This is a genomic window from Bacteroidia bacterium (assembly GCA_037045145.1).
GTDB lineage: Bacteria > Bacteroidota > Bacteroidia > AKYH767-A > OLB10 > OLB10.
Genome location: JBAOIA010000012.1, coordinates 888023 through 905279, shown reverse-complemented (window position 1 = coordinate 905279; position 17257 = coordinate 888023). Strand labels below are relative to the sequence as shown.

14 protein-coding genes are annotated in these 17257 nt (G+C 38.1%); 11 read left to right on the top strand and 3 right to left on the bottom strand.

The window, feature by feature from the left end; genetic code table 11:
* Window positions 1–254 precede the first annotated feature (254 nt).
* The 3 genes from ric to V9G42_13275 all read right to left on the bottom strand — a co-directional run bounded on the left by ric (window position 255) and on the right by V9G42_13275 (window position 2541).
* Window positions 255–1217, bottom strand: a complete 963-nt coding sequence (ric, locus tag V9G42_13285; GenBank protein MEI2760396.1) for an iron-sulfur cluster repair di-iron protein — start codon at window positions 1215–1217, stop codon at window positions 255–257.
* Window positions 1218–1432: 215 nt separating this feature from the next.
* Window positions 1433–2023: a TMEM175 family protein gene (locus tag V9G42_13280; protein ID MEI2760395.1), complete on the bottom strand. Its 591-nt coding sequence runs from the start codon at window positions 2021–2023 to the stop codon at window positions 1433–1435.
* Between the two features lie 38 nt (window positions 2024–2061).
* Window positions 2062–2541 carry a GNAT family N-acetyltransferase gene (locus V9G42_13275; protein MEI2760394.1) on the bottom strand — a complete coding sequence of 160 codons (480 nt, stop codon included), beginning with the start codon at window positions 2539–2541 and terminating at the stop codon, window positions 2062–2064.
* Between the two features lie 214 nt (window positions 2542–2755).
* Here V9G42_13275 and V9G42_13270 point away from each other — a divergent pair, with 214 nt between their 5' ends.
* The 11 genes from V9G42_13270 (at window position 2756) to V9G42_13220 (ending at window position 17252) form a co-directional block, all read left to right on the top strand.
* Window positions 2756–4120, top strand: a complete 1365-nt coding sequence (locus V9G42_13270; protein ID MEI2760393.1) for an FAD-dependent oxidoreductase — start codon at window positions 2756–2758, stop codon at window positions 4118–4120.
* A 157-nt stretch (window positions 4121–4277) separates the two neighbouring features.
* The gene (locus V9G42_13265; GenBank protein MEI2760392.1) at window positions 4278–5153 is read left to right on the top strand and encodes an FkbM family methyltransferase; all 876 of its coding nucleotides are present in this window, start codon (window positions 4278–4280) and stop codon (window positions 5151–5153) included.
* Window positions 5154–5242: 89 nt separating this feature from the next.
* Complete coding sequence (locus tag V9G42_13260) at window positions 5243–5917, top strand: tetratricopeptide repeat protein (protein MEI2760391.1); 675 nt, start codon at window positions 5243–5245, stop codon at window positions 5915–5917.
* A 5-nt stretch (window positions 5918–5922) separates the two neighbouring features.
* Entirely contained in the window at window positions 5923–6426 is a 504-nt protein-coding gene (ribH, locus tag V9G42_13255; GenBank protein ID MEI2760390.1) for a 6,7-dimethyl-8-ribityllumazine synthase, read from the top strand.
* A gap of 104 nt (window positions 6427–6530) precedes the next feature.
* Window positions 6531–8792 (top strand): NADP-dependent malic enzyme, encoded by a 2262-nt coding sequence (locus V9G42_13250; GenBank protein MEI2760389.1) that lies wholly within the window; start codon window positions 6531–6533, stop codon window positions 8790–8792.
* Window positions 8793–9027: 235 nt separating this feature from the next.
* A complete protein-coding gene (locus V9G42_13245; protein ID MEI2760388.1) occupies window positions 9028–9162 on the top strand; it encodes a tyrosine-type recombinase/integrase in 135 nt (44 codons plus the stop codon).
* 183 nt (window positions 9163–9345) lie between these two features.
* Window positions 9346–11271, top strand: a complete 1926-nt coding sequence (locus V9G42_13240; GenBank protein MEI2760387.1) for an AAA family ATPase — start codon at window positions 9346–9348, stop codon at window positions 11269–11271.
* A gap of 463 nt (window positions 11272–11734) precedes the next feature.
* A complete protein-coding gene (locus V9G42_13235) occupies window positions 11735–13786 on the top strand; it encodes a DEAD/DEAH box helicase family protein (protein MEI2760386.1) in 2052 nt (683 codons plus the stop codon).
* Window positions 13786–14472 (top strand): type I restriction-modification enzyme R subunit C-terminal domain-containing protein, encoded by a 687-nt coding sequence (locus V9G42_13230; protein ID MEI2760385.1) that lies wholly within the window; start codon window positions 13786–13788, stop codon window positions 14470–14472. The genes V9G42_13235 and V9G42_13230 overlap by 1 nt, the downstream gene beginning before the upstream one ends.
* 1 nt (window position 14473) lies before the next feature.
* A complete protein-coding gene (locus tag V9G42_13225) occupies window positions 14474–15880 on the top strand; it encodes a class I SAM-dependent DNA methyltransferase (GenBank protein MEI2760384.1) in 1407 nt (468 codons plus the stop codon).
* Window positions 15870–17252 carry a restriction endonuclease subunit S gene (locus V9G42_13220; protein MEI2760383.1) on the top strand — a complete coding sequence of 461 codons (1383 nt, stop codon included), beginning with the start codon at window positions 15870–15872 and terminating at the stop codon, window positions 17250–17252. Before V9G42_13225 ends, V9G42_13220 begins: the two co-directional genes overlap by 11 nt.
* Window positions 17253–17257 lie beyond the last annotated feature (5 nt).

The window sequence follows — 17257 nt, the reverse complement described above, 5'->3', positions numbered from 1 at the left end:
TGTAATTATTTAAAATTTAGTGTTCTGAATACTTTGAATTTGGAAAAACGAGCTTTTTCAGGTTTAATTTATAAAGATGAAATTCACTCATAAGTAACCTGACATAAATACAGAGCTAAAATTGCATCTGGTATCACAAACATAACAAACCATACCTTTCTGCTGCTCTGTATTTATTGACTTTTCGTCTATGTCAGATTTAATGAAACACTACCGGAATTAAATGAACTATAAAGTAATACTAAATGTTTTTTTTATTTTGTTATCAGCTCTTTTTCAAGCTCTAGTGCTTTTGGAAAAAGAATGTTGTTTTCCAGGTGCACATGAGTATGCAAATCTTCTTCAAATTCTTCAAGTAATCTGAACAGTAAACTGTAACTTGCACAAGCATCTTCCGGTAAAGTAAAATCATTACTGAGTGTTCTTATTTCACTCATATTTTTACCTGCCGATTCATGTTCAATCTCCATCATATTGATTGGCCCTTTTACTGATCCGATCGATGATTGCTGGACAGATTCTTTGTTGTTTTTTGCTGCTACCATACGTTTAATATAAGGAAACAACACCTGCTCTTCTTTTACCAGATGTGATGAAAACTCTGAACTGATTGCCTCAACCAACTGATTTATTCTTAATAACTCAGGATGATTATGCCCATGTACCCTTGCAACTTTAGCTGCATATCCGCTGATTTCAGGAAGATTATTTTTTACATACGTGTGATGTGTGTTCACAATATAATCTGCCAGAAAATCCAGATTCCATTCATTGTAGGGTAGTGGTCTGTTGGAAACTACTTTTTGTGCTTTCTGTAACTCTTGTTCAACTAGGGTAACATCAATTCCTTTTTCTTCACAAGCTTGTTTAACCGTTTTCTTTCCACCACAGCAAAAATCAATACCATATTTTTTAAAGATTTGTGCCTTGTGCATGTCTTTTGCTACAATTTCTCCGAGGGTCTCATCGCTTTCGCCACTAATGCGTTTTGAAATTTTTACTTTCCACCACTGGGGACCTTGTTCCAGATATTCCCATGTAAATATGTTGCCACGTTCACCTAAAAGCTGATAATAAAGAGGCTTTGGGTCATGATCGTTATGAATAGTTAAACTCTCTCCCGGACTCAGTTCATCAAAGCGTGCGAAAATGGTAGGATGTTTCATTCTTGGCTCTAATAACGTTACGTTTAAAATGTTGTCAACTTCTGCTTGCATAATAATATGTGTTTGTATAATTAATGGCACAAAAGTAATCAAAGAATTCCAATAAAAGTAAATAAATACTTTTAATATTTACTGATTTTTGTCAGTAATTCGTCAGTTTTTGGTGATTGCCATCAAAAGAAATGAATAATATACTATTCCTAATACTTCAATGTAATGGGGTGTTTAATGCTCTGGTTTAGTCACAGAAAAAAATAGAGAGAAGTTTATTCTTTGTTTTCTTCTGAAAGTGCCGCTTCAATATTTTTATCAGGAATTACCCAAAGAACAGCTGGTATGACAATCAAAATCATACTAATCCATGTTTGCATAAATGCCATCAGGCCGGCTAGTATGTAAATTGCAAATGAGATCATTCCTTTGGTTTTCTGTTTTTTAACAGCTTCAATAAGTTTGGTAGAATAAATATGGTGTGACATGATACACATTTGAAGAGCATAGAAGGCAATAGCACAAGCAGCCAAATTAACAGCGTAAATAAATAGTGGTATTTTCTCTGTAATATTTTCACCCATCCACGCACTAGTAAATGGCAGTAGTGAAAGACAAAATAGTAAACCCATATTGGCCCAGATTATTTTTCCGTTTACGTGATGAACGGTGTGCAATAAGTGATGATGATTGCCCCAATAGATTCCAACATAAATAAAGCTGATTACGTAACTAAAAAATACCGGCCATAAAACTATAAGTGCTTTTAAACTTGTTTCATGCGGTACTCTTAATTCTAAAACCATGATGGTAATTATTATGGCAAGCACACCATCGCTGAATGCTTCAAGTCTTGTTTTATTCATTTGTGTAGTTAATGTCAGGTGATTATAAAATACTTTTTTTAGAAGGAGTTATTAATTTTGTTGCTTATTGATTTTTCAAAACAAAGACTGCTTGTTATATTTTCATACGGGCCGTAGTTTTTCGTTTTTTGAAATTGATGTTTTTGATAAAGTCCTATTGCTTCTTTCATTTTATCACCGGTTTCAAGAATGCATTTTTTGAATTGAAGTTCTGTTGCCCATTTTTCTAATTCATTTAATATTTCAGAAGCAATACCCTGACAACGAAAATCTGGTGCAACATACATTCTTTTTATTTCAACAGTATCTGAATCAAATTCTTTAAATGCTCCACAACCTACAGGCAATTCATCAACATAGGCTATTATTACATTGTTGATTGCATCTGAATGGTTGTATTGTGCAAAGAAATCATTTTTGTCTCCATTTTTAATTTTTAAATCTTTATCAAGTTCTGTTACTAATTTTTTAAAGTTTATATCTTGTGATGTAGCTCTAACTGTTTTTATTTTCGACACTTTAATATTGGTTTAAATTATTACTGTAAAAATATAAATACAATTTAAAAAGTAAAAAGCAAGGTTGCCACAATATTTTTAAGTCAGAATATTACTTAGCTATTGGTTAAATTATTTGTATTAATATTATATTCAGAAAACAAATTTAAGTTTGCTGAATATATAAACACTACGGCAAAACTAATCTATTTTGTTATTTTAAAATTATAGCTATATGAAATTGCAAAACTGGTGGTTTACCACATTACTTGGAACGGAAGAATCAATATTACCCCCACTAAAAGGTGACATAAAAGCGGATGTTGTTATTGTTGGAGCAGGAGCAGCAGGCTTGGCTGCTGCCCATAGGTTCATAGATAAAAAACTTAAAGTTGTTATACTAGAAAAGAATATTTGTGGTGGTGATACGTCCGGAAAGAGTGCCGGATTTTTGACTCCCGACAGTGAGCTGGAGTTGTCACAGCTGATTCGCAGATTTGGAATTACAGGTGCAGCAGACCTCTGGAAAATTGCAACTACAGGTGTAAAAATGATGCATAGCATTGTTGAAACCAATAATATAGTTTGCGATTTTCAGGTTCAGGATAGTTTGTTTTTGGGCATTGGCAAAAGCGGCTGGCAAGACATTATTGAAGAAATGGAGTCCAGAAAATTATTGAAATTCGATCAGCAACTCTATACCAAAGAGAACATTAGAAGTATCATCGGATCTGATGCTTATTCAGGTGCAGTTCGTTACACAGGCACTTTTGGCATTGATGCACTTTTGTATTGTCAGGGAGTGAAGAAATTGTTACTGGAAAATGGAATTGAAATTTATGAATCGTCAGAAGTTGTTAAAATTGAAGATCATTGTGTAAGAACACACTTAGGCTCTGTTAAGGCCGATCAGGTTATTTTTTGTGCTGATAAGCTACAACATGAATTGACACATTATGCCGATAAAGTTTATCATGCACAGACATTTCTTTCTGTGAGTGAACCAATGAGTGATGCTATGATTGCTGACCTGTTTCCGTCAGGCAAGTTTCAGTGCTGGGATACAGATGTGGTTTATTCCTATTTCAGACTTTTGGGAAGTAATCGTTTATTGTTAGGTGGTGGCGATATGTTGACTACTTTTTCTAAACAAGATGTTAACTCTTCAATTGTTATAGATAGGGTTATCAAAAAATTTAAGCATAAATTCCCTCAATTTAATAATCTTGAATTTGTTCAATATTGGCCGGGACGAATTGATTGTACACGTGATTTATTGCCAACTATTGCACGAGATGAAAATAAAAAATGGTTGCATTTTGTTTTAGGCTGCGTAGGACTTCCCTGGGCAACTTTTTGTGGCGACTTTGCTGCACGACATGCGTATGATGACAGCGCCTGTGACGACCATCATTACTATGATTATCTTAGACCCGACAGAGGATTTTTTGTCCCACTTTGGCTCGAAAAAATCTTGAGCAAACAAATAGTTTTTTCACTCAACAATGGTTGGGCCAAATATTATCAGATTGATATAAACACTGCAGAAACAAAACGTATCACACGCATGCGTGAAGCTGAAAATGCTAATCTGCAATAGTTGATTTTTTGTGATAAATATTATACTTCCTTCAACATCAAAAATTAATCTGATTTTTAGTTTCAACTGACAGATATTTGTTCAGTGAATAAATAGTTGTTTTGATTCGAATCTACTTCTATTTCTATATTTTTGTTTTTTTATGTAACATTAAAGAATGGCAATATCAATAAAGACACGTTTTCTGGATACAATTCGCATGGTGAATAAACTGCCTTTGGTAGAAAAATGGTTGGTTCAACAGTCGCAAAACAAACATAGTATTGCACGGAAATTAGTTGGCAGTCAGTATTTGTACAAACCCGGTACCATTCGTAACTGCACCAGAAACGGCATTAATTATCAATTGCACATTAACGATTATCTCGATCATGGTATCTATTTCGGCATGCAAGATCATCTCGATTTTGACAGAGAAAGTCTTCTCCGTTTCATAAAACCTGATTCGAATATTTTGGATATAGGTGCCAATATTGGTGATACCACCTTACAAATGGCAAAAAAGTTAAATGGCAAGGGTCAGATATTTTCATTTGAACCATCACCGGCTGTTTTTGAACGAATGAGAACCAATGTAAGTCTCAATAACTTTAAAAACATTAATCTTTTTAATGCAGGAATGGGTGATGAAGTTGGAGTGCTCAATTTAATATCTCATGGAAGCAATCATTCAGGGGGGGCATTTATAAGTAAGGATGCAAACGATGCTATCAAAGTCGCAGTCGCAACAATTGATAAATTTGTTGCTGACCAAAAACTTTCAAAACTTGATTTTCTAAAAATTGACACCGAAGGTTTTGAGGTTTTTGTCATTAAAGGTGGTGTAAATACTTTTCGGAATTTGAAGCCTTCATTGTTTATCGAAGTCAGTGATTCACTACTGCAGAGAGCAGGCACTTCCGCAAAAGAACTTATTAATCTGTTAAATGAGTTGAATTATCAATGTGTAAGAGTTGACACTCAGGAAAATATTACCGGAGATTATAACTTTGCCAATCAGCATTTTGATATTTACTGCACACCGCTTACATAGTTGAGATTGAGCTAATTAGGTGTTATAATTGATTGCCTGATATTTCAGAAAAAAAACTATCTTTGCCCGCTCAAATTTTTGCAGAAACAATGACTGATAAAAAATCAACCGGTTTTGATGTAGAAGAATCCTTTGATAGGGCTGAATCCTATATACACGAAAACAAAAAGAGTCTCACCATAATACTTGTAGTTGCAGTAGTATTGGTTGGCGGATATTTTGCATACAATCAATTTATTGTAAAGCCACAGCAGGCTAATGCCGAAAAACAAATGTTCATGGCGGAATATTATTTCAAAAATGATTCATTGGATAAGGCTATCAAGGGTGATGGAAACTTTCCAGGTTTTGAAGAAATTATTTCCAGCTATGGTTCATCAAAGTCTGCTAATCTGGCACACTATTACCTTGGTGTAAGCTTGCTTCGTAAAGGTCAATACGATGATGCTATTGCTGCTTTATCTAAATACGATGCCGAAGACGATATTACCGGTGCCATTGCATTAGGTTGCATTGGCGATGCCTACATGGAAAAAGGCAATAAAGAAGAGGCAATGAGCTTTTATAAAAAAGCATCGGATTATGATCAGAATCAATTTACAGCACCAATATATCTGATGAAACAGGCAATGATTTTAGAAATGAACAACGACTATAAATCTGCCTACGATATCTATAACAGAATAAAGAGAGACTTTCCAAACTCCACAGAAGCCCGTCAGGTAGCCACCTACATGGCACGTGCAGAAGCACACATGAACTAATATTCATGGCACTGTATCAGGAAAATAATGCTTTATATAACCCTGCTGAATATCCTGATGCTTCTTCAGTAAAAGTAGGAATTGTTACAGCAAGCTGGAACAGTAAAATCACTTCAAAACTTTTTGACGGAGCTGCAGAGGTTCTTAAAAAATCATCTGTAAAAGAAAATAACCTCATCAGCATTCAGGTTCCGGGTAGTTACGAACTCACTGCCGGTGCACAATGGCTTTTTCAGCATCATACACCGGATGTTGTCATTGCATTGGGCTGTGTCATTCAGGGCGAGACACGTCATTTTGATTTTATCTGTCATGCAGTTGCCAATGGACTGAATCATGTTTCTTTAAAATTCGGCAAGCCTGTAATTTTTGGTGTACTCACTACCGACAATGAAATGCAAGCCCTTGAACGTTGCGGAGGCACTCACGGACATAAAGGGCGCGAAGCTGCTTTCACTGCTTTGAGTATGGCACTTCTCAAATCACCTGCTGCCAAAATCGGTTTTTAAATTTAAAATTGATTTTTGACTGATTAAATTCAGTAACTGTTCTGTTTATTTTTACAATAACGTGATGCTGTATTCTTTACTTTAGCACATTGTAAAAAATTACTATGCCAGTTAATAAAGAAGCACTCGATTATCATGCATCCGGTCGTCCGGGCAAAATAGAAGTAATACCCAGTAAACCATACAGCTCACAACGCGATTTATCATTAGCCTATTCGCCCGGTGTTGCAGAGCCCTGCCTCGAGATTGAAAAAAACATTGACAACGTCTATAAATACACTGCCAAAGGAAATCTTGTTGCCGTAATCTCTAACGGCACTGCTGTCCTTGGCCTTGGCAACATAGGCCCCGAAGCATCAAAACCTGTCATGGAAGGCAAAGGACTTCTGTTTAAAATTTTTGCAGACATTGATGTATTCGATATTGAAATCAATCAAACCAACGTTGATGAATTTGTAAATACTGTAAAAGCTATTTCACCAACTTTTGGTGGCATCAACCTCGAAGACATTAAAGCACCCGAATGTTTTGAAATTGAAAGCCGCCTGAAAAACGAGCTCAACATTCCTGTCATGCATGACGATCAGCATGGCACGGCCATCATTAGCGGTGCAGCACTCATCAATGCATTGGATATTGTAAACAAAAAAATTGACCTCGTAAGAATTGTTGTCAATGGAGCAGGAGCATCGGCAATCTCCTGTACCAAACTTTTTGTTTCGCTTGGTGCACAGAAAAAAAACATCACCATGCTCGACAGCACAGGTGTAATCAGAAAAGACCGGGAAGGTTTAGACGTCAACAAAAGCGAATTTGCTACTGACAGAAACATTAACACACTGGAAGAAGCCATGCATGGTGCCGATGTATTTATCGGTCTCAGCAAAGGAAATATTCTGAGTGCCGCCATGCTCAAATCTATGGCGGAAAAACCTGTTGTTTTTGCTATGGCCAATCCCAACCCCGAGATTACTTATCCTGATGCCAAGAGTGCACGCGAAGATGTAATCATGGCAACAGGCCGCAGCGATTTTCCCAATCAGGTAAACAACGTTATTGGTTTTCCATTTATTTTCAGAGGCGCATTAGATGTTCGTGCAACAAAAATCAACGAAGAGATGAAACTGGCAGCGGTGCACGCCATTGCGCAGTTGGCACGGCAGCCCGTTCCGGAAATGGTTAACCTTGCCTACAACACAAAAAACCTGCAATACGGCCCCGAATACATCATCCCCAAGCCACTCGACCCACGATTAATCTACACCGTTGCACCTGCTGTGGCTCGTGCCGCTATGGAAACAGGGGTGGCACAGGTTAGCATCAACAACTGGGAACACTATGTAGAAGACCTCAAAAAACGACTCAACCTCGACAACAAACTCATTCGTGCCATCGTAACACGCGCCAAACAAAACCCGCAGCGAATAGTCTTTGCCGAAGCCGACAACTACAAAATTCTAAAAGCAGCACAACAGGTCAAAGAAGAAGGCATTGCTCGACCCATTCTGCTCGGTAACCGCGAGCGTATAAAACAAATCGTTACAGAAAACCACATTGACATAACAGACATTCCTATTGTTGACCCACGTGTTGACACAGAACACCTCAACACCTTTGGCGAACTCTTTTTCGAAAAAGCAAAACGCAGAGGCTTCTCTGTTTACGAAGCCAAAAAAGTTATGCGCGAAAGAAACTACTACGGTGCTATGATGGTAGAAACCGGACAGGCCGATGCACTCATCTCAGGACTAACACGCAACTATGCCGACACCATACGTCCTGCTTTACGAATCATTGGTGTGCAGGAACATGGTACCCGCGTTGCAGGCATGTATATCATGATGACAAAAAAAGGACCCTTGTTTTTTGCAGATACCACCATCAACGTAAACCCCACATCAGAAGACTTGGTTGAAATAACGCTGCTCACCGCCAAAGCTGTGCAGCAATTCAACATCAAGCCACGCATTGCACTGTTGTCTTTCTCAAACTTCGGCACGTCAAACGACCCCTCTGCAGTACGCATCAGAAAGGCTGTAGAAATAATGCACGACAAATTTCCGGGCATGATAGTAGATGGCGAAATGCAGGCAAACTTTGCACTTAACATGCAGATGCTGCACGACAGTTATCCCTTCTGCGAACTCATCAATGGTGGTGTCAACACACTCATCTTTCCAAACCTCGATGCCGGAAACATTGCATACAAACTTCTGCAATCTATGGAAGCAGCCGAAGCCATTGGCCCTGTGCTTCTGGGCATGAAAAAACCCGTACACATTCTTCAACTTGGCAGCAGTGTCCGCGACATTGTGAACATGGTTACCATTGCTGTTATTGATGCACAAAGCAGGAAGCAACAGTAGCATTTTGTCTTTGTGTAGAGAATTTTTTGGAGCACAAGCTTCAGTAACTCCATCAGTGGTTCCGTCCTGCTGTCGCCCCGGTGCATGGCACCGCTCTCGCACATAATCCTTGCAGGTCTCCATCAGGGCTAATAGCATCGGCATAAAACATTTTCATGCTGTATAATTATTTGGGCTTAACACTTTTCACCTCATCGCTTTTTCCTTTTACATTGTACGTTAAGTATTTTACTTTCTGCATACCCTGTGCTATAACTATGTCACCCACCTGCTTAAAATTGTCACCGACCTTTTGAGCATTAAACAGCTATTAGGTCATAAAAGTCTGTGCACTACCATGATATATACACATGTAAGTAAAAACACCTAAGCAAAATACAAAGCTCGTTAGACAAAATAGGGTATGAACTGTAAATTTGTACAACTTCTTAATACCGCTATATTTGTGAGGTATTCGGCATGTTTTAGATGAAAAACTTCTTATATATAAATGTTATGTGCAACCCTATTTGACCGACATTGCTAACTTTAAACAGACAAAAAACAAATGACAATGATAAAATTAATACAAGTTACGATTGACAAATACAAAAGTATTCAGAAATCACAAACCGTAAATATTGACCCTTCAATTACGACTATTGTTGGAATGAATGAAGCAGGAAAAACTTCTTTTCTAACTGCCATTGCAAAGACAAACTATTTTACCGCAGACCCAGACTTTGTTTTCGACATAACTCAAGACTACCCAAGAAATGAGTTAATTGATTTTCAACATAGCGAAGATGACTGCGATATTATTCAATGCAAGTATGAAATTTCGACTGACTTGTTAAAGGAGATTGAAGAAGAATTTGGTAAAGGCGTTTTTACAACAAAAGAGTTTACTTATACCTGTCATTATAAATCTAAAACAAGCACATTTGGAGGACTTTCTGCTAATCAGAAAAAGTTTTTAGAGCTTCAAGTTTCTGAATATGCTCTATCAGATGCAACCAAAGAAGCCATAAAGAAAACCGCATCATTGAAAGACATTGCAAACATTGTTGCCGTAGAGGGGGATGATGATTTAGCAGCGTTCAAAACAGAAATAAAAAGAATTATTGACGGAGGCTACAACACGGCATCTTGGACAAATTTGTTAGAATCCTATATTGCTAAAAATTGGATAAAAGCCAAAATGCCTAAGTTTTGGTATTTTGATGATTATTACCCATTAAGAGGAAAAATAAACATCAATAAACTGAAAAATGAACCACCTACAAACGAAAAAGATAAAACTTCAAAGGCGTTATTTGAATTAGCAAGAATAAAACCTGAAGAAATATTAAATGCAACCGAACAGGAATACGAAAAATATATCGCTCTATTGGAAGCATCTTCCAATAAAATAACTAATGAAATTTTCAAATATTGGTCAACCAATAAGAATCTTGACATTGAATTCAAAATTCAGAATACAACTAACCCACAAGGACAGCCAGAAAAAATACTCGATATACGAGTTAAAAGTCAACGACATAAAATAACTCTGCCTTTAGATAGACGGAGCAAAGGATTTAATTGGTTTTTCTCCTTCATAATTTGGTTCAGCAAAATTCAAGCTGATAAAAACTCCGATTATGTTCTTCTATTGGATGAACCAGGTTTAAATCTACACGCCTCTGCACAAGCTGATTTACTTCGCTTCTTTGACGATCTTTCTAAAAAGTATCAAATAATCTATACGACACACTCTCCCTTTATGGTAGAAACAGAACATCTTGACCGAGTTCGCACTTGTTTCGAGACAGAGGAAGGAACGATAATTTCCGATTCCATACAAGAGAAAGACCCTAACACATTATTCCCATTACAAGCTGCATTGGGCTACGACATAGCACAAAATTTATTTGTATCTAAAAACAATTTGCTTGTTGAAGGTCCGGCTGATTTAATTTACTTGACTTTAATATCAAGCATACTTGAATCAGAAAAAAGAACTTTCCTTAAAGACAACATCACAATTGTTCCTGTTGGAGGTTTAGACAAAGTTTCAACTTTTATTTCATTGCTTCGTGGCTCTAAATTAAATGTTGCTTGTTTACTTGACACATTCACCGACCAAAAAGGAAAGCAAAAAGTTGCAGACCTGATTATGCACAAAATTATTAAAGAGAAAAATATTAGATTCTTTAATGAGTTCGCTAACAACGGTAAAACAACAGCTGACATTGAAGACCTTTTCGATAAGGAAGAATATTTGAAAATCTTCAATGCTGCATTCGATAAAGAACATCCAACTATCAAAGTTGCAGACCTTGACAATACTATTGACACTATATTAAAGCAGATAAATAAAGTAATTGGTAAAGAAAGGTTTAATCATTACAGACCAGCTAATAAACTCAACCAACTTGGAGTTGACAAAAGCTACTTCAAACCAAAAACCTTAGACAACTTTGAGAAAATGTTTGCTGAGATAAATAAGTTATTCTAGTGGAATGAGAAGAAGGGCAGCACATAACAGGCGTTTGGCTCAATGGCGGGTGACGTGGTTAATTGAACATTCTACCTCGCATCAACTTTTGTGGTGTATTGACAGTTTAGTGCTCCGAAATCCGCCACTGCGCCAAGCGCCAAACCGTTACCAGCAAGCGTAAAACGACACGACACAACAGACAAAGACGAACTTAGACGAGAAAAAAGTAAACCATTTTGACAGGTGAACACAGACATAGAAACGATACAACAAACGGACAGCGATTAAACCGACACTCATTGCCAACCCTTCTGTGTTTTAATTTTTTCCCCACCGCACAAAAAAAATTGAATTTCTATTGTCATCGCACAAATGGCACATTTGCTTTTGCCCCAACCACACAAGCCAGCCCTTCAGCAAAAGCAAAAGAGCCATTTTTTGCCACCGCACCGATTAAAAACGTAAATTTCGGGATTGAAATATGACATACGAATCAGAGAAAATAACAAGAAAGAAAAGAATTGACCAGCAGCTAATAGCTGCCGGTTGGCATATCATTCCTTACTCTGAGGGAATGGACTTGTCTATTTTGACAAATCACGCAATTGAGGAATTGCAAACAAAAAACGGACCTGCGGACTATGCTTTGGTTGTAAATGGAAATTTATTAGGTGTGGTTGAAGCAAAGAAATTGGAGGTTGGTGCAGCAAATGTGTTGGAACAAGCCAAGCGATATTCAAAAGGTGCAGATAAGACAATTGGTGAATGGAATCAATATCGAGTTCCATTTTTGTATTCTTCTAATGGTGAATTGATTTACTATTTAGATGTAAGAGACAACAAAAACTTAAGCCGACAGATTTACAGTTTTCATAAGCCAGAAGCGATGGAAACTTTATTTAACGCAAAACGAGATACGGCTTTGCAATGGCTGAAAGTCAGGCCCATTAATACTCCCGGACTTAGGCCTTACCAAAAAGAAGCTATACAAGCTTTTGAAAATAATTTGGAAGACGGCAAACGCCTGATGCTTTTAGCAATGGCAACAGGAACAGGAAAAACTTTCACCACAGTTAATCTTGTTTACCGAATGTTGGCTTCCGGTTATGCTAAACGCATTTTGTTCTTGGTTGATAGAAAGTCGTTAGCCGCACAAGCCGTTACTGCTTTTGCATCATTTGACACACCGAGAAATATCAAGTTTAAAGACGAATACGAATTATACTCACAACGCTTTAAGAAAGAAGATTTTGAAGGGGAAGCATACGACCCAACTGTGTTGCCTAATTCCTATTTGACAAATCCTGATGGAACAAAAACCTTTCTTTATGTCTGCACCATCCAGCGAATGGCAATTAACCTTTACGGCAAAGCGGGTGCATTTGGTGAGGATGAAGACCTGTCTGCCGAGCAGGCAGGAAGTGGAGACGATGATGCAGAAACGCTTTCAATTCCATCGCATGCTTTCGATTTGATTATTGCTGACGAGTGCCACAGAGGTTACACTTCAAAAGAAACGAATGTTTGGCGAAATGTTTTAAATCATTTTGATGCCGTTAAAGTTGGTTTAACTGCAACGCCTGCATCACATACGGTTGCCTATTTTGGAAAACCTATTTTCAATTATCCATTGCAACAAGCCATTGACGAAGGGTTTTTGGTAGATTATGATGCTGTGGCTATCAATTCGGAAGTGTTGATGAACGGAGCTTTTTTGAAAGAAGGCGAACAAGTGGGGATGATTGACACTGAAACAGGCAGAGAACAAATTGACCAATTGGAAGATGAGCGGGAATTTACTTCAACAGAGATTGAAGAAAAAATTACAGCCCCCGACACCAACCAAAAAATAATTGAAGAACTAAAAAAATATACTGACGAGTGGGAACAACGCACAGGGCGTTTTCCAAAAACCTTGATTTTTGCATCCAACGACATACCCATGATTTCACATGCTGACCGTTTGGTGAGCATTTGCAAACAGGTTTTTAATCAGGGTGACGATTTTGTGGCAAAGATTACAGGCAGCCCAACGGTGGACAGACCTTTGAAAAAAATTAAAGAGTTTAGAAACAGACCCAATCCGAAAATTGTGGTTACCGTTGATATGTTAAGCACAGGAGTTGACATTCCTTCTCTGGAATACATTGTTTTTCTCCGACCTGTTAAAAGCCGTATTCTTTGGGAACAAATGTTGGGCAGAGGAACACGAAAATGTGATGACATCGGCAAAACTCACTTTGTAATCTTTGATTGTTTCAACGGAACATTGATAAAGTATTTTAAAGATGCCAGCTACAACTTTAAAATTGACCCACCGGGAACCGATACCATAACCATTAAAGAACTGATAGAAAAAATATACAACAACGAAGACCGCAGAGCCAATGCCAAGCGTTTGGCAAAACGACTGCATAGAATTGAAAAAGATATGAGTGGAAATGCCCGTGACAAATTCAAAACCTATATTCCTGATGGCGATATGGGAAAATTTGCCGAGCAGATTTCTAATTTTTTTGATAAGTATAAGTAATGGCAAAATCGTTACCCGAAATATTTGAAAGCTTCACCAGTGTGATGGAATTGCTCCGAAACGAGCAGTTTCAAAAGCTATTGGTGGACTACGAAAGAGCCAAAAAGGTTTTTCTGGTTGGGTATGAGGTGCAGGACGAAGTGAGTTCGATGGTGTTGTTTGAAGCAGAAGGAAGATACGGTTTACAACCAATGGATTATTTACTGGCATTTTCTGAATTTGTAAAACGAAAAGAAAATGAAATTGCCGCCATCAGCATTTTGTTAAACAAGCCAAAAGATTGGAACACCAATGCTTTGAACGAACTAAGGCAAAAACTAAAAGAGAGCAATTATGATGAAGCCAGTTTGCAAAAGGCACACAAAATCGTTTATCAGAAAGATGCCGTTGACATCATCAGCATGGTAAAGCATGCAGCCAAAGAAACCGAACCTTTGTTAAGCCCCGAAGAACGGGTGAACCAAGCCATTCAGAAAGTAACAACCGGAAAAAGGCTGAATGACGAACAACAAAAATGGATGGAATACATCAAAGAACATCTAAAACAAAACATGACTTTAGACGAAGAAGATTTGCAGGAATTACCCGTTTTTGCTGACAGAGGCGGACTGAACAAATTCAAAAAAGTATTTGCAGACGATTACACCAAATTGATTCAAGAAATAAACTTAGCAATAGCAGCATAATATGAGTGATGTAGTAAATAAATTGTGGGGCTTTTGCCATACGCTTCGCCACGAGGGCATTGATTATAACGATTACATAGAGCAACTGTCGTTTCTTCTCTTCCTGAAAATGGCAGATGAAAAAGAAGTGCATCTGCATAAAAAATACAACTGGCAATCGCTGACCAAATTAAGCGGTGGCGATTTGATGGACCATTACACCGACACCCTGCGTGAACTGGCCAAAGAGCAAGGTCTGTTAGGTGAAATATTTACACAAGCACAAAATCGCTTCAACAACCCGGTGAGTTTGAAAAAACTGCTGAACCTGATTGAAGAAGACGAATGGACGAGCATGGATGTGGATGTAAAAGGTGCTGCCTTTGAGGGACTGCTGGAAAAAGCCGCCAGCGAAGGCAAAAAGGGTGCAGGGCAATACTTTACACCACGACCTTTGATACAAAGCATGGTGCGGTTAATGAAGCCCGACCCGAGAGGCAAAAGTTCATTTACCATTTCCGACCCCAGTTGCGGCACAGGTGGTTTCTTAGTATCGGCTTATGAATGGCTGATGCAGGAAAGCAAAGGTGCGCTGCCCCGTGAAGATGTAAAACGCATTCGTGAAAAAACCTATTACGGACAGGAGTTGGTGGCAAGGCCAAGGCGACTGGCTTTGATGAATATGTATTTGCATGGCGTTACCCCGAAAATAAAACTGGGCGATACCATTTACAACACACCCGACAGCACCAGGTTTGATGTGGTGTTGGCCAATCCACCCTTTGGAACAAAAGGAGCAAACCAGGTTCCCGAACGGGATGATTTTACGGTAGAAACCAGCAACAAGCAGTTGAATTTTGTGCAGCACATTATGAGCACTCTGAAACCGGGTGGACGTGCTGCCATAGTGTTGCCCGACAATGTGTTGTTTGAAGACAAAGCAGGTGAAGTATTTGAAATACTGATGCAGGATTGCAACCTGCACACCATTGTGCGTTTGCCCAGAGGAACCTTTACTCCCTACGCACAGGGTGTAAAAGCCAATGTGATTTTCTTTCAGAAAGGTTTGCCCACCGAAAAAGTTTGGATTTACGACAACCGCAGCAACATTGAAGGCATTACCAAAAAAGACCGTCCGCTAACCGACAAGCATTTTACCGATTTTGAAAAATGCTACGGCACCGACCCTAACGGAAAAAGCAAACGAAAAGACGAAGGCGAAACAGGGCGTTTCCGTTGTTTTACAATAGAGGAAATTACAAAACGGAATTACAAACTCGACATTACCTGGCTGAGAGACGAAAGCATAGAAGATGCCGACAGCTTACCCGAACCCAACGACCTTGCCACAGAAGCCATTGCAGAACTGGAAGCTGTGGTGGACGATTTAAAAGAAATATTAACCCTACTGGAATTCAATGGAGAATAGTTTACCACAAGGTTGGGAATTCCCGTTATTAGGTGAAGTAGTTAATATTACTTCTGGTAATTCTTCTTTAACTAAAAAGGTTTACAAAGAAGATGGGAAATATATTGCATTTAGTGGAACTGGCCCTGATGGCAAAGTTGATTTTTTTGAGGAAGAAGGTGAAGCTATCATATTGAGTGCTGTTGGAGCAAGATGTGGTAAATGTTTTAGAGCAAATGGGCAATGGACAACTATTGCTAATACTTCGGTAATTAGAGCATTTGCAAATGACGATAAACATGTTGACTACCTGTTCTATTTATTGAATAATGAAAATTTTTGGCCAAAAGGGGGTTCAGGCCAACCGTTTGTTCAAACGGGAAAGGCACAAAAAGAAATACATATCCCCCTTCCACCCCTTGACGAGCAGCACCGCATAGTAGCCAAGCTAGATGCGGTAATGCAAAAAGTAGAAAGCAACAAACAACGGTTAGAAAAAATACCAATCATTTTAAAACGATTTCGGCAAAGTGTGTTGGCTGCTGCTGTAAGTGGTAAGTTGACGGAGGAATGGAAGAAGAAGAATGGATTTAAAGAATGGGACGAAGTTGAATTAAACTCCGTAATTCCGAAAGGTGGAATTTTTGATGGCCCATTTGGTTCAAATTTAAAAACTGCTGATTACACTGATAAAGGTATTCGAGTTATTCGTCTTGAAAATATTGAACATCTATATTTTGTTCACGAAAAGGAAACTTATATAACAAAAGAAAAATATCAGTCTTTATTGCGTCATACAGTTGGCGAAGGTGATATAATTTTCTCTTCTTTTATTTCTGAAGAAATAAGGGCTTGCATTTTACCTTATTTACCAACTAAAGCAATTGCAAAAGCTGATTGCTTTTGTATTCGACCAGATGAAAATAAAATAGACAAGTTCTTTCTGCTTTTTGTATTGACTTCAATGCGTTCATTTGAACAATTGGTTTTGAATATTCACGGTGCAACAAGACCTAGGATAAACACTACCCAACTAAAAACACTATCGATCCCGCTTCCTGAAGTCGTAGAACAAAAAGAAATCGTCCGAAAGGTAGAACAACTCTTTGCATTTGCCGATAAGTTAGAAGCCCGCTACACCAAAGCCAAAGCCATGCTGGATAAACTTCCCCAAAGCATTTTGGCAAAAGCATTCCGTGGCGAGTTGGTTGCACAAAATCCGGAAGATGAACCTGCCAGTGTTTTATTGGAAAAGATTAAAGCAGAAAAGGAAACCCTTCGGCAAGCTCAGGGGAAAAAAGGCGGCAAAAAAACCAAAGCATATTCCATTGAAGAAAAGCCCATGAAAATAGCTGCGGAGAAAAAAGTAAAATACAAAAAGGTAAAAGCGTAAATGTA